Annotated in this window: 13 protein-coding genes; 10 read left to right on the top strand and 3 right to left on the bottom strand. The window is 43.1% G+C overall.

What is annotated here, in order from left to right; translation table 11 throughout:
- Positions 1–12: 12 nt before the first annotated feature.
- From ACNOGP_RS21020 to ACNOGP_RS20975, 10 genes are all read left to right on the top strand, one after another.
- Positions 13–2,523, top strand: a complete 2,511-nt coding sequence (locus ACNOGP_RS21020; RefSeq protein ID WP_418213648.1) for a family 20 glycosylhydrolase — start codon at positions 13–15, stop codon at positions 2,521–2,523.
- Between the two features lie 20 nt (positions 2,524–2,543).
- On the top strand, positions 2,544–4,172 hold the full coding sequence (locus ACNOGP_RS21015; RefSeq protein WP_418213647.1) for a beta-N-acetylhexosaminidase: 1,629 nt from the start codon (positions 2,544–2,546) through the stop codon (positions 4,170–4,172).
- A gap of 21 nt (positions 4,173–4,193) precedes the next feature.
- Positions 4,194–5,309, top strand: coding sequence for an acyltransferase family protein (locus tag ACNOGP_RS21010; protein ID WP_418213646.1), 1,116 nt, complete (start codon positions 4,194–4,196; stop codon positions 5,307–5,309).
- A gap of 195 nt (positions 5,310–5,504) precedes the next feature.
- Positions 5,505–6,053 carry an RNA polymerase sigma factor gene (locus ACNOGP_RS21005; protein WP_418213645.1) on the top strand — a complete coding sequence of 183 codons (549 nt, stop codon included), beginning with the start codon at positions 5,505–5,507 and terminating at the stop codon, positions 6,051–6,053.
- Between the two features lie 74 nt (positions 6,054–6,127).
- Positions 6,128–7,294 carry a FecR family protein gene (locus tag ACNOGP_RS21000; RefSeq protein WP_418213644.1) on the top strand — a complete coding sequence of 389 codons (1,167 nt, stop codon included), beginning with the start codon at positions 6,128–6,130 and terminating at the stop codon, positions 7,292–7,294.
- Positions 7,295–7,349: 55 nt separating this feature from the next.
- A complete protein-coding gene (locus ACNOGP_RS20995) occupies positions 7,350–10,901 on the top strand; it encodes a SusC/RagA family TonB-linked outer membrane protein (RefSeq protein WP_418213643.1) in 3,552 nt (1,183 codons plus the stop codon).
- 22 nt (positions 10,902–10,923) lie between these two features.
- Positions 10,924–12,492 carry a RagB/SusD family nutrient uptake outer membrane protein gene (locus ACNOGP_RS20990; protein WP_418213642.1) on the top strand — a complete coding sequence of 523 codons (1,569 nt, stop codon included), beginning with the start codon at positions 10,924–10,926 and terminating at the stop codon, positions 12,490–12,492.
- 20 nt (positions 12,493–12,512) lie between these two features.
- Complete coding sequence (locus ACNOGP_RS20985) at positions 12,513–13,901, top strand: TlpA family protein disulfide reductase (RefSeq protein WP_418213641.1); 1,389 nt, start codon at positions 12,513–12,515, stop codon at positions 13,899–13,901.
- 577 nt (positions 13,902–14,478) lie between these two features.
- A complete protein-coding gene (locus tag ACNOGP_RS20980) occupies positions 14,479–16,656 on the top strand; it encodes a TonB-dependent receptor (protein WP_418213640.1) in 2,178 nt (725 codons plus the stop codon).
- Between the two features lie 265 nt (positions 16,657–16,921).
- Positions 16,922–18,127: a multidrug effflux MFS transporter gene (locus tag ACNOGP_RS20975; RefSeq protein WP_418213639.1), complete on the top strand. Its 1,206-nt coding sequence runs from the start codon at positions 16,922–16,924 to the stop codon at positions 18,125–18,127.
- A 221-nt stretch (positions 18,128–18,348) separates the two neighbouring features.
- On the opposite strand, the gene ACNOGP_RS20970 is transcribed toward ACNOGP_RS20975, so the two are convergent.
- The 3 genes from ACNOGP_RS20970 to ACNOGP_RS20960 form a co-directional block, all read right to left on the bottom strand.
- Positions 18,349–19,785: a calcineurin-like phosphoesterase C-terminal domain-containing protein gene (locus ACNOGP_RS20970; RefSeq protein WP_418213638.1), complete on the bottom strand. Its 1,437-nt coding sequence runs from the start codon at positions 19,783–19,785 to the stop codon at positions 18,349–18,351.
- Positions 19,786–19,788: 3 nt separating this feature from the next.
- Positions 19,789–20,346 carry a hypothetical protein gene (locus tag ACNOGP_RS20965; protein WP_418213637.1) on the bottom strand — a complete coding sequence of 186 codons (558 nt, stop codon included), beginning with the start codon at positions 20,344–20,346 and terminating at the stop codon, positions 19,789–19,791.
- Positions 20,347–20,415: 69 nt separating this feature from the next.
- Positions 20,416–21,894 carry a SusD/RagB family nutrient-binding outer membrane lipoprotein gene (locus ACNOGP_RS20960; RefSeq protein ID WP_418213636.1) on the bottom strand — a complete coding sequence of 493 codons (1,479 nt, stop codon included), beginning with the start codon at positions 21,892–21,894 and terminating at the stop codon, positions 20,416–20,418.
- Positions 21,895–21,904: the final 10 nt, after the last annotated feature.

Raw genomic sequence — 21,904 nt, 5'->3', positions numbered from 1 at the left:
ACAGGAAAGCCTATGAGAAATATGCTATATACAATATGGGGAAGTCTGTGCCTTCTGCTGGTCATTTCCGGTTGTAAATTGACTGACGGGGCGAAAGCCCCCGTGTCATTGACCTGGGAGATGGGAGCTGTGGAAGTACAGCCCGGTTACTATGAGAATTCATTTGTCCTGAAGAACATCTCAGATGTTCCTTTAGGAAAGGATTGGATCATCTATTATTCGCAGCTGCCTCGTGAGATTCTGCAGGAAGAGTCTGCTCCGGTCAAAGTGGAAGTGGTGAATGCGAACTTCTTCCGGATGTATCCGGCAGAAAATTTTCAATCACTGGCTCCGGGAGATTCGCTGACCGTCAAATTCTGTTGTACCAACGGATTGAAAAAAATGTCACATGCTCCCGAAGGCACTTACTGGGTGAGTCAGTCAGGCAGTAAACAAGGTATTCCTTTGCCTGTCGGACTGACCATACAGCCGTTGAAAGGAATGGAGATAGAAGACTGGTATCCCGCACCTGATAAGATATATACTTCGAATTTGGCGTTGGAGACTACAGCCCAGTTGCAGCAAACAGATATTTTTCCGTCAGTGAAAGAAGCGGTACCGGCTATCGGCAAAGAGGGTTTTGCTATAGGAAATAAAGTAAAACTGACTTTCCATCCCGATTTTGCTAACGAAGCTGAATTACTGAAAGAAAAGCTGGCAGCCATCCATGGTCTGGAAGTTGTATCCGAAGCACCGGTAACAGTTCATCTGGATTATTTGCCGGAACGGGAAACAGCAGTGAACGGCGAATATTATCGGATTGATACGGGAAACGGGCTGATAAATATTTCAGCTTCCACTTCACATGGCATTTTCAATGGGACGCAAACCTTGCTCTCCCTGTTGAAAGGTCAGGAAAAGCCGTTTCGTTTGGAAGCTCTCTCCATCCGTGATTATCCCGATTTGCCGTATCGTGGGCAAATGCTCGATATTGCCAGGAACTTTACGACTGTTGAACATCTGAAAAAGCTGGTAGATGTAATATCTTCTTATAAACTGAACGTACTGCATTTCCATTTTTCGGATGATGAAGGCTGGCGTCTGGAGATTCCCGGCTTGGAAGAATTGACCTCGGTTGGCGCACGCCGGGGACATACCACGGATGAACTGGAATGTTTATATCCGGGCTACGATGGCAACTATGATCCGTCTGCAGCTACCTCCGGTAACGGATATTACACCCGTGAAGAATTTATCGATTTACTGCGTTATGCAGCTCAAAGACATGTGCGCGTGATTCCGGAGATTGAGTCTCCGGGGCATGCCCGTGCGGCAATCGTGTCCATGAAAGCGCGCTATCATAAGTATGTGAATACTGCCCCTGAAAAGGCCAACGAATATTTATTAAGTGACGCACAAGACACTTCCCGCTATGTTTCCGCGCAGTCTTATACGGATAATGTCATGAATGTAGCATTGCCTTCTACATACCGGTTTATGGAAAAAGTGATTCGTGAGTTGATAGCCATGTATGAGGAAGCGGAGGTACCTTTGACTACGATTCATTTAGGTGGCGATGAAGTACCCGAAGGAGCCTGGATGGGTTCTCCTGTCTGCCGGACGTTTATGGATGAAAACGGGATGACAAGTGCCCACGAACTGTCTGAATACTATATTACGAAGATGGCAGACTATCTGCAACAACATCATTTGCAATTCAGCGGCTGGCAGGAAGTAGCGTTGGGACATCCGGAAACAACCGATCGGCATTTGAACCAACTTGCAGCAGGAGTGTATTGCTGGAATACGGTTCCTGAATGGGAAGCGGATGAAATACCTTACCAGATAGCCAACAAAGGATATCCGGTGATTCTCTGCAACGTGAACAATTTCTATCTGGATTTGGCCTATGACGCTCATCCCGACGAAAGAGGTCTTTCGTGGGCGGGATATGTCGACGAGTCCAAAGGTTTCTCCATGCTTCCATATAGCATTTATCGTTCTTCGCGTACCGATATGGCAGGCAATCCGGTCGATCCGGACATCGCAGGAAAGGGAAAAACTACTTTGACCGCTTTCGGAAAGGAACATATCCAGGGAGTACAGGCACAATTATTTGCCGAAACCATCCGTGATTTTGAATGGGTGGAATATTACATCTTCCCCAAAATCCTCGGATTGGTGGAACGCGGTTGGAACGCTTTTCCTGCCTGGAGCACTTTAACAGGAGAGAAAGAACGTCAGGCTTTCAATAAAGAACTGGGCCTGTTCTACTCCAAAGTGAGTGAGAAAGAAATGCCTCACTGGGCGTCCCGAAGTATCAATTTTCGTTTACCTCATCCCGGACTTTGCATCAAAGAAGGGCAACTCCACGCCAGTACCCCTATCCGGGGAGGCGAAATACGCTATACGACCGATGGCACGGAACCGACCCTTCGTTCGGAGCTTTGGAAAGCTCCCGTAGCCTGTGATGCTTCTGTTGTGAAAGCGAAACTGTTTTATTTAAATAAAGAGAGTGTAACAAGCACTCTCAAAGTAGATTAATCCACAAAAGTAGATAAGTTATGAACTATGATAAAATAAAAAGAACCGGAATATTGTTCTTGTTGGGAATAGGTGCGATCACATCGTTGTCGTGCAATGATAATGATAACGCGAACTACCCGGAGCGAGTGCCCACCCGCCTGTCGGTGATGCCTTTGCCGGAAAGAGTCGATTATAAAGAATCGGTTGTCTCTCTTCCGCAGAATGTGACTGTCAGCCAGAACATTCCGGCTTCCACGTCGCAACTGTTGAAATCCACCCTGGAAGAGAAACTTTCTCTTTCCGTCAGTGATGCTTCCAACGATCGTGCCTTTATCCGTGTGAAACAGGAATCGGATCTGGCAAAAGAGGCTTACCGGCTCACCGTTACCAAAGAGGGAGCCTGCGTTTATTATTCAACGGAAACCGGACTTCTCTGGGGAATCCAGACATTGAGACAAGCGCTCGAACAAGCAAATTTCTTCACTTCCGGGAGTGCTAAATATCTTCCGATGGTCGATATAAAAGATGCTCCCAAATATGATTGGCGCGGATTTCATATCGATGTAGTCCGCCACATGTTTACGGTTGATTATCTGAAAAAGGTGATAGACTGTTTGTCTTTCTACAAGATAAACAAGCTTCACTTGCATCTGACGGACGATCAGGGTTGGCGCATTGAAGTGAAAAAATACCCGTTGCTGACGCAGGAAGGCAGTTGGCGCGACTTTGACGAATATGACAAGAGATGCGTAGAACTTTCCCAACAGGATTATAACTATGAGATAGATCCCCGTTTCGTGAGAAACGGTTCTCAATATGGCGGTCATTATACGCAGGAAGAGATGAAAGGTTTGGTAAGTTATGCGTTGGAAAGAGGGATCGATATTGTACCCGAAATTGACATGCCAGGTCATTTCTCGGCGGCTATCAAAGTCTATCCCGAGTTGTCGTGCACGGGAGAAGCCGGATGGGGAGAAGAATTCTCTTATCCTATCTGTCCCTCGCGTCCGGAGAACTATCAGTTTGTGCAGTCCATCATTGATGAGATGGTCGAGATTTTCCCTTCGGAATATTTCCATATCGGAGCTGATGAAGTGGAGAAAGATAACTGGGAACAGTGTGAAGTTTGTCAGCGATTGATGCAGCAGGAAGGTTATCAGAAAGTGGATGAACTGCAAAACCGTTTTGTGAAGATCATGACAAGCTATGTGAAAGGTAAAGGCAAGAAAGTGATGGGATGGGACGATGCTTTTCTTGAAAAAGAGCCGCAGGATTTGATTTATACCTATTGGCGTGACTGGCTGCCCGATCAGCCGGGAAAGATTACCCAGAAAGGTTATCCGATTATATTCATGGAATGGTCCCGTTTCTATTTGAGTGCAACGCCTTCAGACGAAGGATTAAGCTCTTTGTATAACTTCGAGTTCGAACCCCAGTTTCCCGGCATCGTGAAGCAAAATGTATTAGGTTTCCAAGCTTGTGTATGGACGGAGATGATTCCTAATGAACGGAAGTTTGGCCAGCACGTGTTTCCCTCTCTTCAAGCATTTTCGGAGTTGGCGTGGGGAAGTAGCCGTAACTGGATTGATTTTACCAATCGCCTGAAATGGCATGTTAAATGGTTGAATGCGAATGGATTCTATTTCACCAAACCGGGATTTCTTTAATCCCGGTACACTAAGAACAATATGAAATCAGAACGTTTACTTTCATTAGATATACTCCGGGGAATCACCATTGTCGGAATGATTTTGGTGAACAACCCCGGAACATGGGAATCCATTTACGCACCCTTGCGACATGCCGAATGGAACGGACTGACTCCGACTGATTTGGTCTTCCCGTTCTTCATGTTTATAATGGGCGTTTCCATGAGTTTTGCCTTATCCCGGTTCGATCATCATTTCAGTCGCAGTTTTATCATCAAACTGGTACGGCGCACGGTGATCTTGTTTTTATTGGGACTTTTTCTTTCCTGGTTCTCGTTGGTGTGCACAGGAGTAGAACAACCTTTCTCGCACATACGTATTCTGGGAGTGCTGCAGCGGTTGGCATTGGCTTATTTCTTTGGTTCCTTGCTGATTGTAGGTGTCCGGCGTCCGGCAAATCTGGCATGGATCTCCGGGATCATTCTGGCAGGTTATTCCATCTTGCTGGCTTTGGGACACGGATTTGAACTTTCTGAACAGAATATTATTGCCGTTACAGATCGCACACTATTCGGAGAAGCCCATTTGTATCGGGAGTGGTTGTCGGACGGCGGGCGTGTCTTTTTCGATCCGGAAGGCCTGTTGAGTACCTTGCCGTGCATTGCGCAAGTGATTATCGGTTATTTCTGCGGAAATATTTTGCGGGAGAAGACTGAAATCCATCACCGGCTGTTGCAGATCTCCATACTGGGTATTGCCCTTTTGTTTACAGGATGGTTGTTGAGTTACGGCTGTCCGTTGAATAAGAAAGTATGGAGTTCGACTTTTGTTCTGGTGACTTGTGGTTTTGCTTCTTTGTTTCTTGTATTTCTCACTTGGCTGATTGATATTCGTAAAAAGCAGAAATGGGGATATCCTTTCCATGTTTTTGGTACGAATCCATTGTTTATTTATATAGTGGCCGGTGTGTTAGCTACTTTGCTGGAAGTTATTACGGTTGGGGGGAGTAGCTTGCAGGAGAAGATTTACACTTCCATTTGGAGCGTTCTTCCCGATGCTCATCTGGCTTCTCTGATTTACGCCCTTCTGTTTATCGGATTCAATTATCTAATTGTATGGGTGCTGTACAAAAAGCAAATATTTATAAAGATATAGATTGGATGAGATAGAATCTATATTGATAATATCAATGAAAAGAGGTGGGTACGGATGAGGTGTTCACCTCTTTATTTTTATTGAGTATGTTTTTGAAATACATCTTATTTCAGAGATAGCGGTATTTAAAAGCCGTCAAATGTTAGGTTAAAAATGTTTTTTTTGTACTTTTGACCATTACAAATCAGATGTAGCATGTTCATAGCAGACGACAATATATTAGGCAGACTGGAAAATGATGAAAAAGCATTTAAAGAATTGGTGGATGCCTACTATACTCCTCTCTGTGTTTATTCGGTACAGTTTACGGATTCTTTGGAAGTTTCGGAAGATCTTGTGCAGGATTTTTTCGTGCGTTTTTGGGAGAAGAAACTTTATCGTACAGTCAATGGCAAATTGAAGCAATATCTGTTTAATTCCATCCGTAATGCTTCTATTGATTATCTGCGTAAACATCAGTCTTTCGTATTTACGGAGATAGAAGAACACGCCTATATTATGGATGTAAATCCGGACGACGAAGTGCCGGAAGAGCAACTTGCACGGTTGCGTCATTATTTGCTGCAACTTTCTCCACAGGAATATAGAATATTGATGGAAGTTGTCGTACATAATAAAAAGTATAAAGAAGTAGCTGCAGAATTGGGGATATCTGTCAATACCGTTAAAACTCATCTTTCTCATGCGTTGAAATATTTGAGAAGTTGCAAGTTTATTACTCTATTTTCACTTTTTTCTCTTTAAAGGCTAAAGTTTTTCACTTTTCCCTCACCCATTTTACAGTCTTTTACGTCATGGTTGTAAAAGAATGAATAAATATGTTATCAGAAGAAGAATTTATAGAATTATGCAGTAAGTACAAGACACACGAATTGACTGAGGCGGAATACCGGAAACTTCGGATGTGGGTGGATGGTTCGGAGGAAAATTATCGCTTCTTTTCGAACTATGTGAAATTATACAAGGCTGAGATGCGTGCGGAAACGTACCGACAGGCGGATTCGTCCAAAGGCTGGCAAGCTATCGAGCGTAAAAGAAGAGCTTATCGTTTGCGGCAACGTCTTTACAGGGTGGTTGTTGCCGCTTGTCTGCTTACTGCTGTTATACTAGGTGCATTCTATTTCAATTCCTACGATGAGACTCCCGTTGTGGAGAAGCCTGTAACTTTGGCGGAGGTTTTTCCCGATCTGCCTAAGAATAAGGTAACATTGACCTTAAGTTCCGGTCAACAGATTGTGCTGGATAAGGATAGTGTGCAGGCTATTTCTGATAACGGTTTGGCAATAGCCAGCGGTAGTAATACCTCTCTTAACTATCAAAAAGTAGCTGCTAATGATGTATCAGTACCCCAATACAATACAGTGACCGTTCCCGAAGGGAGTACCTTTACGCTGACTCTTTCCGATGGAACGCAGGTTACGTTAAATTCCTCTTCTGTCTTTCGCTATCCTGTTGCTTTCAAGGGAGACCGTTGTGTGGAGTTGATAGGAGAGGCCTATTTCGATGTGACACATGACGGAACTTCTTTTGTGGTGAAAGTAGATAATAAAGAAGTGGAAGTACTGGGTACCAGTTTTAATGTTTCCGGATATAGCAAGAAGAGTATGATTACTACTTTGGTGAAAGGAAAAGTAGAGGTGAAAAGTGGCGGGCGTAGGAGACTGTTGTTGCCCGGAGAACAAGCTACGGTGGATGATGAGAAGGGAGTGATTGATATAGCCAGCGTGGATACGGAACTTTACACATCATGGGTGTCCGGTAAATATGACTTTACAGAAACTCCATTGAGCAAGATTCTGAGACAGTTGGAGTTGTGGTACGGAGTGAGAATCGTATATAAAGATCCGCAAGTTCGTGATTTACATTTTGACGGAACTGTATTTCGCAATAAACCTTTGGGCTTCTCGTTAGAAATTATCCGGCAAGTTTCCGATGTTCGGTTTGACAGAGAAGACGGAGTTGTTTTTGTTAGCCTGCACAAATAGCTTCCTTATAAGAAAATACACATAGATATGTTTCACTTATACAATATAGAATAGTATGCAAAAGAATGAGAAAAGAGGTTTTCTGCTATCTGAACAAATCCGGATTCCGGTTGTCGTTTTAGCATTGTTGTTTGCATTTGTATTGCCTTCTGTGGCAAATGTTTTTGATGATGCAAAGCTGATAACCATTGTCAATCGTGACATTTCGGTAAGGGAAGCTTTGGAACAGGTGAAAAAACAGAGTGGAGTGTCATTGATGTTCCAGTCCGGTATTGTGGAGAACAAACCGCATTTGAGTTTGGATTTGCGGAAGGTAACTTTGCAAAAAGCGTTGGATGTGATTTGTCCCGCAGCGGGTTTACAGTATGTGCTGAAGGATGATTACGTACTGATAACGAAAGTGAGAACGGAGAAGCAGGCATTACCCAAACAGAAGATAACCGGTATCGTTACGGATGAGGCGGGAGAACCGTTGATTGGTGCTACCGTTTATGTTGAAAACGGGAATCATGCGAAAGGAGTGATAACGGATTATAACGGTCGTTATGAGATTAAGGCGGCTCTTGACGAAGCGTTGGTCTTTTCGTACGTCGGTATGGCAAAGCAGGTGCTTGCCGTCAGCGGGAATGTGATGAATGTCACGCTGAAAGAGGAATCCAAAATGTTGGGAGATGTAGTGGTGACCGGTTATCAGACGATTTCCAAAGAGCGGGCAACCGGTGCGTTCGACATCATTAAAGAAAAGGCGTTGGAGAAACCTTCGGTGACTATTGCCGACCGTCTGGTAGGTAAAGTGGCGGGTGTGCAGGCTACTACAACTGCTGATGGAGAGATTTCCTTCAAAATTCGTGGTAACGGTACGTTGCAGTCCGATGCGGAACCGCTGATCGTCGTGGATGGTTTTCCTATTTCCACAGGTTTTGCCTCCATCAATCCGAATGATGTGGCGAATATCTCGATTTTGAAAGATGCTGCCGCTGCTTCTATCTGGGGAGCTCGTGCTTCGAATGGCGTGATTGTAGTCACGACGAAGAAAGGAAACAAAGCCAAAGGTCTTACGGTGGAAGTGGATGCTCAGTTGCGCATTGGAAATAAGGTGGATATTGATTATCTGCGCAATATGATGTCCAGTGCGGAAAGTATAGAGTATCAGAAGAAGACTTTCGGCACATATTTGGCTGATCCGGTGAGTCCCTCGTCCACACCGGCTTCATTCCCTGAATTTTCCAGAGCATATCAATACAGATACAATCAGGCTGCCGTACTGTATAATAAGTATTCAAAGAATGAAATCTCCGAAAGCGAATATAACACGGGCCTTTCTTCTCTTGCTGCTTTGGACAATAAACGGCAAATCTCGGATGAACTGCTGAAACGTCCTATTTACCAACAGTATAATGTCACTTTATCTGGTGCTACGGCACGTATGACCAATTATGTTTCCATGCTTTACGCTTATGATACTACCCGCTATCAAGGGTCTGATTCACAGAAATTCCAGTTCGATTATCGGGGAAATATAAAGTTGTTGAAGTGGCTGGAAATGGATGTGTCTGCTATGGCTTTATATCGTAAGAACAACACTTCGGGTGCAACGGCCAGTGATATTGCAGAGCTTGCGCCTTACGATATGGTATTGAATCAAGATGGCAGTTACACTGATATGAGCTATATTATGCAATACGCTGATGGTATAAATCATATGCTCAATCAATATGATTTTCCTTATTCCGATTGGAGCTATAATTTGCTTCGTGAGGTGAATGGGAGTAGTATGTCCAATAAAACCATGAACAATCGTTTTCAAGTAGGATTGAGAGCTACTATTCTTGAGGGATTGTCAGTGAGTACTAAATTCCAATTGGAACACGTGCAAAAAGATTCACGTCAATTATACACGGATGAAACGTATTATGTACGCGATGTAGTGAATCGTTTTACTACACTCGATTTAAAGAAGAAGACAGCTACGGCACACATTGAGAAAGGTAGTATTTTGAATGAAGGTAAATATGCGACAGATGCATATAACTGGCGTAACCAGTTGGATTTTAACCGCACTTTTGCTGAACGTCATGCAATCAATGCGGTAGCAGGTGTGGAAGTGAGCCAGAGTAAAATAAATAACCGTACTTTTGCTCCTATTTATGGTTATGATGATAATTATCTGACCTCCAGACCTATCCAGGAAGTGGTGGTGACGAATTGTTTCAATGAAAGAAAAGTTCCCATTCCGGTAAAGTCGATGTTCCGATATAGCTTGCAACGGTATTTTTCTGCATTTGCAAATCTGGCTTACACTTTTGACGACAAGTATTCGATTTCGGGTTCTTTCAGAACGGATGCTTCCAATTTTATCACAGATGATCCTAAATATCGTTATTCGCCCTTCTGGTCGGTTGGTTTTAGCTGGAACATGATGCACGAAGATTTTATGAAATCTCAGCATTGGCTGGATTATTTAACACCGAGAATTACTTATGGATGCAATGGTAATGCCAATACTACCACTTCTATGGTCCCGTTGATTACGATGGCGGGTGTCAGTGATATTACACAGGAACAATATGCACGTATCTCTTCTTATGGAAATCCGCAAATGAGCTGGGAGCAGACACATGTGGTTAACTTCGGTATCGATTGGTCTATGTTTGGAGGTAAGTTCTATGGTAAAATAGATGTCTATAACAAGAAAGGAACAGACATCATGGCCGATGTGTCTGTCCCTATTGCTTCCGGGCAGCTAAAACCCGGATTTAATATTGTAGACGCTAAGATTACAGCGAACGCGGCAGAAGTGACAAATCGTGGCTTTGAAATGGAATTGGGCAGTAGCCAGGACTTTGGCGCAGGTGTACATTGGGATGGAAATGTAACGCTGGCATATAATAAAAACAAAGTAGACAAACTCTATTTGGGTTATGTTGGTCATGATAAGATGCGTGATCCTATTCCAATAGAAGGTTATGATATCAATGGTTTGTGGGCATATCAGTATGCCGGGTTGAGAGAACGGACTGATGATGAAGCAAATACTTATAAAGTTCCCAATATTTATGTGGATAACGAAGGTAACACAGCTCCGATTGATAACATCTTGGAAAATACGGATGGCAGAAAAGCTATGAAATATATGGGCACTACGGTGGCTCCGTGGACTGTGGGAATGAGTCATTCTTTCGAATATAAGGAGTGGGCATTGTCATTCACGATGATCGGTAAGTTTGGGCATAAGTTCCGCCAGACTGGATTTAATTATGCTGATCCGTTGGTGACTATTCCTAACCGCCAATATACTCAGTTGCAAGATGAGACTGTGATGCCGATGCCGGATAATAAGTTTATCAACTTGTCCCATTATTTCAGCATTTCTCCCTATATGGATTATAATGTAAAGAGTGCTAATCATGTGCGTATGCAAGAATTGACATTGTCTTACTCTTTGCCCCAGGTATTGTTGAGAAAGTGGGGAATTAGCCGTTTGACTTGTTATTTGCAAGGCAACGATCTGTTTACCATAAAGGCTACTGATGAAGATCCGGAATATGCCTATGGTGGTTTTCGTTTACAACCGACCTACACCATCGGAGTGAAATTTGCATATTAAGAATTCTAAAACAAGATAGATTATGAAATATATAGATAAGATAGGTTTGACTTTGCTGGTTACGTTGATTGTAAGCAGTTGTAATGATTTTCTAGATGAGAAGCCTAAGAAAGGTGACGGGATAGAACTGGAGACTTTTGAACAATTGGAGGCTTTGCTTGCCGCAAGGATGGAACCCATAGACCGCTCGGCTATATGGGATTGCAATGCCGCTCAACGTTATATGAGCGATTGTTATGAAATGCCGATGGATATTGCGATGGGAATGGTTGCTTTGGCTGATTATACGGCTTTGGAATTGAATTGCTTCCAACCTAAATATACAGCGGAAATACAATCTTCCAATTCTCTTTGGTTATGTGCTTATAAGAATATTTTTATGACCAATACCGTGCTGGCTTATCTGGATAAAGTAACGGGAGGTACTTCTGCACAACGGACCACTTTAGCGCAACGGGCACATTTTATACGTGCCTATAACTATTATGAACTAGTCAATTGCTACTGTGTGCCTTATTGCGAAGCCAATCTGAAAGAATTGGGAGTTCCTATAAATATCAGTATAGAATATAATGAAAATTATTCGCGTGGAACCTTAAAAGATGTGTATGACCTCATAGAGAGTGAATTGGCACAGGCTTTGCCTCTTTCCGTGCCATTAATAGAAGGTGGTGAACGTAAAATCTGGCGTGAGAATAGCGCAGCCGTCAATGGTTTTGCCGCCCGACTCTATCTGACTATGGGGGATTATGCCAAAGCCAAAGACTTTGCAGAAAAGGCTTTAGCTTGTGATGGTGAATTGGCGGATTATAATACAGATATTGAACCGGTTGAGGAATTTGAAGACGGTAATGGAGAACCTCGTACTGTGACTACATGGTATGACGAATCGACGTTTGATATGACAGGCCTATTACCGGGAATTAATCAGAAGTCTTATTATAGACGTTACCATTTTACAGATTCATGGGCCATTCCAAGTGCTAAATTGCGGGAGGCTTTTGATACGGACAATGACCTGCGTTACAAATATTTTTATTATGAGGAGTATATTTCCTTATGTATAATGGGGATGGGAGTTGAGTATTTTGAAGATGAAGCTCCGGGTTACAGTTATTATAACGGAGATGATTTCGACTCCGGACCTTGTGTCTCGGAAATGCTGCTTATCAAGGCAGAAGCTATGGCTCGTCAGGGACAGTGGAATGATGCGTTGACGTATCTCAATACAAATTTCCGTCCTTACCGGATTTCAAGTGAAGCACCGGCTGACGCCGTTAGTCTGACTGCTGCTAACAAGGATGAGGCGATTGATGTAATATTGAAAGAGCGTATGCGGGAATTTCCGTTTACTTTGCGTTGGCATGATATCCGCCGTTGCAACTTTAACAACGACCCGAATGATGATGTGACTATTACTCGTCGATTCTATAAGTTGAGCTCTACCGGTGCTCATTCTCCTATATTTGATGATGAACCTGTAGAATATACCCTTACCCCGAAAAGTAATAAATATATCTATACAATGGCTATTCCGTCGACAGAAGTAACGGTAAGTAATGGGATGATCGAACAGAATAAATATGAATAATAACATAATAAATAACAGTAATGGTGAAACTGAAAATTTATAAATTGGCTTCAATAGCTTTGACTCTAGGAATAATGGGAGCATGCAAACCGGCTCCGGCTACTCTGACAGGAGAAATAAAGGACTATCGGGGAGGGGTGGCTGAATGTATGATAAAGACAGATGCGGATATTATTGAAGATAGTTTGCAAATGAATGCGGATGGCACTTTCTCTTACACCCGTGATTTCCCCGAAGGAGCCGAGATATGGCTGACATCGGAAGATGCACAGGGATTTGTCCGTCTTTATCTGAAAAATGGTGATAAACAGCATATTATTCTTACTGCCAGTGCCGATTCTATCTATGGCCGTTGCGATGTAACTTTCAGCGGGGATACCAAAAGTTCCGAGTATTTATGGGCATTTGACCATGAATTCGGAAGTTTGACAAAGTGGACTGTCGGGGAAGCCGGTAAATATCAATCATTTAAGGAATATAAAGCGGCTATCGATGCGACTGCCGATCAATTGAGAACACAATTGGAGGCTACGAAAGATGAGAATTTCATAGCATACGAACAGAAGAAACTGAAAAAGAAGCAGTTGGCAATTCCTTTCCGGTTTGCTTGGGCAAAGATGAGCAATAATGAACCGACAGATATGGATATGGACTTTGTTGAATACATTGAAAGTCTGGACTATAACACAATGGAAAGTGCGAAGGCCGGTTTGATAAATATGTATATCAAGTGGTATTTGTCTTGTCATACTGATTCGGTTATGACGCCGGGAGAACAGTTTTTTATAGTTCTGAAGGATAAAGTTTCTGACCAGGCGATTATTGATTATGTGGCTGATAGCTATATGGCCACCTATATGGAAAATGGAGCGGATGCCTATCTTGAGTCTACATTCGAGGCCTATAAAAATACTACGACCCATCAGGATAAAGTAGAGGAACTACAACCTCTATATGATAAGATTATAAAGATTCTGCCGGGAACTACGGCACCTGATTTTGCGTTGCAGGATGTCAATGATAAACCTCTTAAGTTCTCTGATGTGATAGGAAAAGGGAAAGTTGTTTATCTCGATGTGTGGGCTACATGGTGTGGTCCGTGTTGTGCTGAGATTCCTCATGTGGAAGCGTTGGTGAAACATTATGCAGGCAATCCGAATATTGAATTTGTCAGTATTTCGTTGGATGACAACGTTGCCAAATGGAAGAATAAACTGAAAGCGGATAAACCGGAATGGAGGCAGTTTATAACTACTGATGGTATGAAGTCTGATCTGTGTAAGGAATATCAAATAAATGGGATCCCTCGTTTTATGCTTTTTGATAAAGCGGGCAAGATTATAACGACCAACGCTCCACGTGCTTCGGACAGTGAAATTCAGAATTATTTGGATAATGCGATAAAATAACTGATATAATGCAGGAGAGTGTGATTTATACAATAATATTTGCTTAAGAATTATAAAATCAATAACTTTGCGCCTGAATAGAAAAAACATCTCATTTATATGAAATATTTATCTTACATATTGGCTTTATGGGTGCTGTTGTTGTCAACGGCTCCTTGCTTTTTGCAAGATAAATGTTTGTTTCAGTGTGTAAATAATATGGAGGAAACATGTTCGGATGAAGGATGTTCTTGCGCAGATTGTTGTTCTCCTTTCCTGCATTGCAATACTTGTACGGGATGTCCGGTTCCGAGACTTTTTCACTTACCTTTCGTTCTGGAAATCCCGTTGAATGATAATCTCCTTTCGTTTTATAAAGAGAAACTGATTCCTCAGTTTTCTTCTTCCATCTGGCAACCGCCTAAGCTTATTACTCTTTGAGATAATATTTGGGGGATAAAAGTCTTTTTACTACGGAGTTTTTCCCCTCTTTGATTAATTAATTATTTATAGATGAGGTTTCACACTTCATCATAGAATTGTTATCTATTTATTTGTACGGAATAAATAGATAGCGTAAAATTATCAATTACAGAAAATGAGTATAAGATTAGTTATGCTGGCAATATTTGTGTTGTCAGTACAAAGTGTAGTAGCACAAAACATATTTAAGGCAGTTGTAAAAGACGGAGATACAAAAGAAGTGTTGGTTGGCGTAAATGCTATAGTGGAGAAGACAACTTACGGAGCAAGTTCCGATGCGGACGGGACTATTATCATCAAAGATATTCCGGATGGAGTTCAGCGTATAAAATTCAGTTATCTTGGCTATGAGACGGAAACAAAATCCTTTACGTTCCCTTTAGCTTCCGCTACTCCCGTCGAGATCTTCCTGGAACAGGACGAGGAAGCATTGGAAGAAGTTATCATTTCATCTACGCGTGGAACCCGGACCATTCAAAATATACCGACCAGAGTCGAATTTATTTCCAGAGAAGAACTTGATGAAAAGGGGAGCATGAAACCGGGAGATATTCGTATGTTATTGAATGAAAGTACAGGTATTATCACCCAGCAGACATCTGCAACATCAGGAAATGCCGCTATACGTATACAAGGATTGGACGGTCGTTACACCCAGATCTTAAAGGATGGATTTCCGGTCTTTGCAGGAGCAGCAAGTGGCTTGGGACTGTTGCAGACTCCTCCTCTCGACTTGAAACAAGTGGAAATAATCAAAGGTTCCACATCAACCTTATATGGTGGTGGGGCAATAGCCGGATTGGTGAACCTTATTTCAAAAACTCCGGAGGAAAAGAGAGAGCTGAGTCTACACCTTAATGGAACATCGGGGAAAGGTTTGGATGTCAGTGGGTTTTATGGACAGAAGTTTGAGAAAGTGGGTACCACTATCTTTGCTGCATATAACAGAAACTGGGCTTATGATCCGTCAAATACGGGATTTACGGCTATCCCACAATTTGACAGATATGTCTTTAATCCTAAGTTATTCCTCTATTTGACGGAAAATACCGAGATGAGTATCGGGCTCAATACAATGTTTGAGAACCGCTTGGGAGGAGACATCGAGTATATTAAAGGAAAGGGAGATGATGTACATTCTTATTTTGAAGAAAACAAGACGCAAAGACATTCTACCCAACTGACGTTGGAACACCGTTTTAACGAGAAACACAGGCTCGATTTTAAGAATAGCGTGACCTATTTCAAAAGAGAAATAGGAGTGCCGAACTATACTTTTGAAGGTACCCAACTATCCAGTTTCAGTGAATTATCATATACATATACGGAACAAAAAACGGAATGGGTAGCCGGATTAAATCTGTGGACAGATAAATTTGATGAAAAGAAACAGTCTGATTTTCAGTTAAGAGACTATAATCAGACGATTGCCGGAGTGTTTGTTCAGAACAATTGGAATTTGACAAATTGGTTGAATTTTGAAACCGGTTTGAGGACTGATTATGTTGCCGATTATGGGGTAGCTGTGCTTCCGCGTATTTCTGCTCATTTTAAGATAACGGACAAGTTCTCTTCCCGGCTTGGTGGCGGTTTCGGTTATAAGGCACCTACGGTTTTCACGGAAGACAGCGAGAAAAGGCAATACCGGGATGTGCTTCCCATTGATAAAGACAAGAATAAATTGGAAAGAAGTTATGGTTTGAATTGGGATTTTAATTATGTCACTTCGTTTGGCGGAGGTAATGTAACTTTCAGCGTCAATCAGTTATTCTTTTATACTTATCTTGATAGTCCTCTTTTGCTGCAACCTGCAACGGGAGGGATGTATCAGCTTAATAATATCAAAGGTCATACGGACAGTAAAGGGGGAGAGACGAATGTAAAAATAGGATATAAAGATTTTCATTTATATCTGGGCTATACCTATACAGATATCGAAACAAAAGAGAATGCTATAAAATATGAAAACATATTGACTCCCAAACATCGGTTGAACAGTATCTTGATGTATGAAGTAGAAGACCAATGGAAAATAGGATTGGAAGCCTATTATTTCAGTCCGCAGAAACTAGGTGATGGTCTGAAAGGCAAATCATACGTTGTGTGTGGCTTCATGATAGAGAAGATTTGGGAAAAGCTTTCTTTATATGCCAACTTTGAAAACTTTACGGACAGGCGGCAAACCCGTTTTGATACTATTTATACGGGTAGTATATCCAACCCTGATTTTCGTGATATTTATGCACCGCTTGACGGGTTTGTCATGAATGCCGGTATAAAGTTGAGGTTTTAAGCGATAAAAGCTTTTCAGATTGATTTCCGTATAGAAGAAAAACAGGAAAGATGTACATCTGCCGGTACGATCTTGTACTTGAGTGCATACACTCTTGTACTTGACTGTTCCGGCAGTTGTACAATATAGTAGTGGTTGTAGTACTTCTGTTTTTGATTGCTTTTACTCTAATTTGTTCCGAAAAGTCCTTATGTAGTTCGTGTTTAGCCCATCAAGATGTGCTGGAAAGCTTGTACTTTTGCAATGAAATTAAAAAAGATAGTTTATGACTGTAATGAATAAAGAGAACTCAAAAGTATTTTTGCTGATCCTGTTGGGAATGCTGTCGGCATTTGGTCCTTTTGTGACGGATATGTATTTGCCTAGTCTGCCAGCCATGGCAGACTATTTTTCTACCCACTCGTCGATGGTGCAATTGGGACTTACCACCAGTATGATAGGACTGGCATTGGGACAAATCTTTTTCGGACCATTGAGCGATAAATACGGCAGGCGTCCGTTGTTGCTCGTTTCGATGATACTGTTCATCGTGTCCACCGTATTCTGTCTTTTTGCACCGGACATTTATTCGTTTATCACATTGAGATTGATACAGGGAATCGGAGGGGCAGGCGGTATTGTCATATCCCGTTCGGTGGCTACGGATAAATTTTCGGGGAAGGAACTGGCCAAGATGCTGGCCGTGATCGGCGCGATTAATGGAGTGGCTCCCGTGGCAGCTCCGGTAGTCGGAGGGTTGGTGACCGGGACGATCGGATGGAAAGGGATTTTTGTGATATTGCTGTTTATTGGCGTACTGCTGTGGATAGGCTGCATCCGTTTTAAAGAATCACTTCCCGTAGAGAAACGCTCGAAGACGGGAATCGTTTCTACTTTCCGCAACTTCGGTGCAATCGTCCATAACCGCCGTTACATGCTCTATGTCTTGCAACTGGCGTTTGCACAAGGTATCCTCTTTGCTTACATAGCTTCCTCACCCTTTATTGTGCAACAACATTACGGATTTTCCCCCTTTGCATTTAGTATCTGCTTTGCGGTGAATGCGGTAGCTATCGGAGTGGCAGCAGCTATCTCCGTGAAATTCCGCCAACCTGAAAATGGGACGCTGACCGGATGCATCGGTATGTTGTGCCTGTCCGTCTGTGTGATGATTGCCTTGTATAACGGATGCGGCTTCTGGACCTATGAACTGCTGATGTTCGCATTACTTTTCACAATGGGACTGACCTTTACTTCCTCCACCACCTTGGCGATGGATAGCGAACGCCGTTACGCCGGAGCAGCTTCCGCCCTGTTGGGGGCACTCTGCTTTGCGTCCGGAGGTATTGTTTCTCCGTTGGTGGGTTTGGGGAATATTCTTGTATCTACCGGAGTTACATTTGTGGTCTGCGCCATCTGTTCCCTGCTTTGTGCACTATGGGCGATGAGGAAAGTACCGATGAAAGTAGTAATGTGCCGGATTTTCCGTTAAAGTAAGATTGTTTCAAAAAGAAGGTGTGACATGATGAATAATAAAACGCAGATTAACGCAAATTATCGCAGAAATAATTTTATAAGTCGTTGATTGATATTTCAATATAATTGAAATAATCTGCGATAATTTGCGTTAATCTGCGTTTTGACACACTTTCTGATTTACTACCGGTATAATCTTAGCATTATTATTACCAGTACAAACAGACCGGAATAAAACTACAGCTTTATCTCTTCCGTGAATATTTCCCCGAAACGATTCTTAACCACCACCTTGACAAATTTTGCATCTTTGGAAGGCTGTGCACGGAAAAGATGACGTGTGCGATAACCCGTTTTCTTTCCCTTTACCATATTGATATAATCCTGATCCTCATCGTCAAAAGCCTGCATAGCACCTTTCAACACTCCATCCTCGTACCAGTTTACCGTATACGTCCAGTCCCAATCCCAGATATTGGCTACCACATAGTCTTTCTGGCTTTCAAACTCTCCCGGTTGGTAGAGCCGGAACTGATAGTCGGGAGAACACCCTGTTGCCTTGTAACGCCATTTCACATCATCACCTCTCACTTGTACCACCAGGTAACCATTCGGTGCTCCGCAACGATTCACGTGTCCTACCCACCATGCGCCGCAAGCAGCCCCGATATTATGTTCGTAAATGGTAGGAGCGGGCAACTGATTTTCATAAAAGTGCGTGTGTCCGGAGAAAATATGTACTTGGTAAGGCCTCAACAGTTGGAAAAGCGCATTGGCGTTGCGCACATTTCCCCCTGCAGCTACCGTGTTATTAGCTACCGGAGCGTGAACGTTCAGGAACACGATATTTCCTTTGGGCACATAACTTAAATCCTTTCTCAACCAGTCCAAATCTTCCGGCGTGAAGCGTTCCGTGTATTTCTTGTTGCCGTCGTAGTCAATATCCTTCATTGCTATCACATGCACTTTGCCGATATTGAATGAATAGTTGGCCGGGCCGAATGACTGATAATAATTCTGTTCCCCATAACCATCCGCCGGATGATCCGTCTGTGTCATGGATTTGTAGAGCAGGTTGAAGTCGTGGTTTCCCATCAGTTGGAACATCGTCATTCCCAAGTTGGACACCGCTTGACGGTAAGGAGCGTACAGGTTCATGGCATCCCACACCAGATCCCCCAGTCCCATGCCGACGATTTCGAAGTTCTTTAGTGAGTCGGCAGTCTGTTTCAGGTCGGGCACTGTTTCCGTGCGGAAGCGGTCCAGTTGCTTTTCGTTTCTCACTTGCGGGTCGGAAATGGCGATATAGACAAATTCATCCACCGGCTTCTGCCGTTTAGTCAATACGAAGTCACATTGGTTCTCGCTTTTCCCGGCATCCAGATATTGATAGACACCATCGGCTACCCCCTCTTTGGAAGGAAGCTCATACGCTGCCGGAGTAGAGATGTAAACCATCGGATAACGTGCCGGATCAGTGTTCAGAACATAGTTTCCTTCTGCATCAGTCGTATTGAAATGTGCCCCGTCCGTCACCACTACACCGCTGACGGGTTTACCAGTATTATCTTTCACACTACCTTTCACCACCGTCTGACCAGAGGCGGCAACAGCATTCAGCTGGAAAAGTAAGACCGCTGCAAACAGCGTATTTCTAAAATTGATCTTTTTCATTGCTTATAACTTTCTTAAAGTAACCTGATTGAATAATGCGATAATTTCTTCCGGTTCATCTGCCGACTTGAGAGCCTCCTCAAAAGACTTGCTGTTATCATCGAAACACATCACATTGGCACAATCCAGAATATGACCCATGTTGAATGTAGCAACTTCCCGGCTCACCTCTTCTTTCTTCAATGCCTTCTTATAATATTTATTCACCTTATTGACTGCCTTGTAAATAGAAGGCTTCAAGATTTCGACCGAAGAATCCGTAAATCCGATTGTTACATCATACTCATGCGTATAATTCTGGATGAAAGTATTCCATTTTCCGGTAATGTCACTTCCCAGATAATGTTCCGTTTCAAACACCGGTTTGGTAGTCGGGATTTCTCCATACACGTCGAATATAAACGCCGCTTTCGGCTTTTTGCCTACGGGAGTAGCTTCTTTTTCGTTTTTGGAAATATTGTCTTTTCCGGAGATATTCTCGTTCATGGCGAGCTCTCCTTTCTGCGCCATTGCTGCCATCGTTATAACTAACACAACAGCCATACTGATTATTCTTTTCATATTCATTGAATTTTAAAGATTGATTGAAATGATGATTATTGCCGAAATCTTGGTGACCGACACATTCATTTATTGCTGCCACATCAGTCGAATATAGAAGTCATCGCCTCCCATGTTCGCTTTAGCCGCCTGATAATTCTTCAGGTTAGTACGCTGCAGAGCAGACGGATATTTAAAGCGTTTCGGCATTTTGTTATTAGCATTTGCGATGCCGGGCCCCACAGGTAACACAGGAAAACCGGTACGGTTATATTCAAACCACTGCTGATAATCGCAGAAGAACAGTGCGACAAACTTCTGGTTCATGATTCGTTCCAGCGTATCATCATAAGCAGCTTCCGGATTTTCAAAATAATGGTCAGGCATTTTCTGTCCCCACTGTTCGATAGCCGCCTGTACTCCCTTCTGATAAGCCTCTTTGGCAGCGTTGCTTCCTCCATCGATCACTCCTTTTTTCAGTAATTCCGCTTTGATGAATTCCACTTCGGCATAAGGCATCATGGCAAGTTTCATAGGCGCTTTCGCCATTTCCTGATTCAGTCCTGAAGCAGTGATTGAAGGCAACGTCTGATAACCGCTGGGCAAACCCACATAATCTTTAGTCTGGTCGGGGAGAGTAACCTGTGTTGCATACACCTGCAGACGAGGATCGTTCCAACCTTTCAGTAGATTGACAAAGAACTCGGAAATCTGAACATAAGAAGTGAAATCCTGCGGACGGGTGAGCGGAGCTTCCTCCGGATAAGTTCCGCTGATGGCAAGCAGGGCGGCATCATCGTTCGATTCGAATACCGGATAAGTGGCGGGATCAGTCAGCATGGTACGCAGTTCCTGTTTCGCGTTGAATTCCGGTACGTCGATCACCCGGAGCAGTGCACGCAGACGGAGCGAGTTGCAGAACTTCTTCCATTTCAAAATACCGGTTGCATCCCCTTTGGACGTCTTGTACAACATCTCGCCCGATTGGTTGTAGATCAACCCGTTAGCTTTGTCGAACAACTCGTTGGCAGTTTTCAGATTGTCGATAATCTGTTGGTACACCTGCTGTTGGGTGTCGAACTTTGGTGCAAGTATTCCCTCGTCGGCGGAGCAGGCTTCGCTCATCGGAATATCACCGAAGGCATCCGTCAGAATCTGGTATAGCCAACATTGCAAAGTCAGCGATATAGCATCGTAGTTGGGTTGTTTGGAGGCTTCCGGCAATTTTCCGGTGAGGCGCATCATCTCTTTGGCGTTGTTGATCCATTTATAATAAGTAGTCCATGTGCCGTCTCCTTCGCTGTCCGTCATATACCACCATCCCACACCGTTGGTACTGCTGGTAGATACGGCACATTGCATCAGGTCGTAGGTATAGCTGTTGTAGCGTTTCCAGTTGTAGACCGATGTTTCGTATAAAATCGGGTTGAGCAGAGTGCCGGGATTCACCTCATCCATGCGGGTGGGGTCTGTATTGAGTTCGTCGAAGCTGGTGCAGGAAGTCGTGCAGAGAGCTCCGCACAAAGTCATTCCCCATACTATATTTTTGAAAAGTTTACTGGTTTTCATAAGTCAGTGT

It is taken from the genome of Bacteroides difficilis (genome assembly GCF_048319815.1).
GTDB lineage: Bacteria > Bacteroidota > Bacteroidia > Bacteroidales > Bacteroidaceae > Bacteroides > Bacteroides zhangwenhongii.
This window is presented reverse-complemented; position numbering and strand designations above follow the sequence as displayed.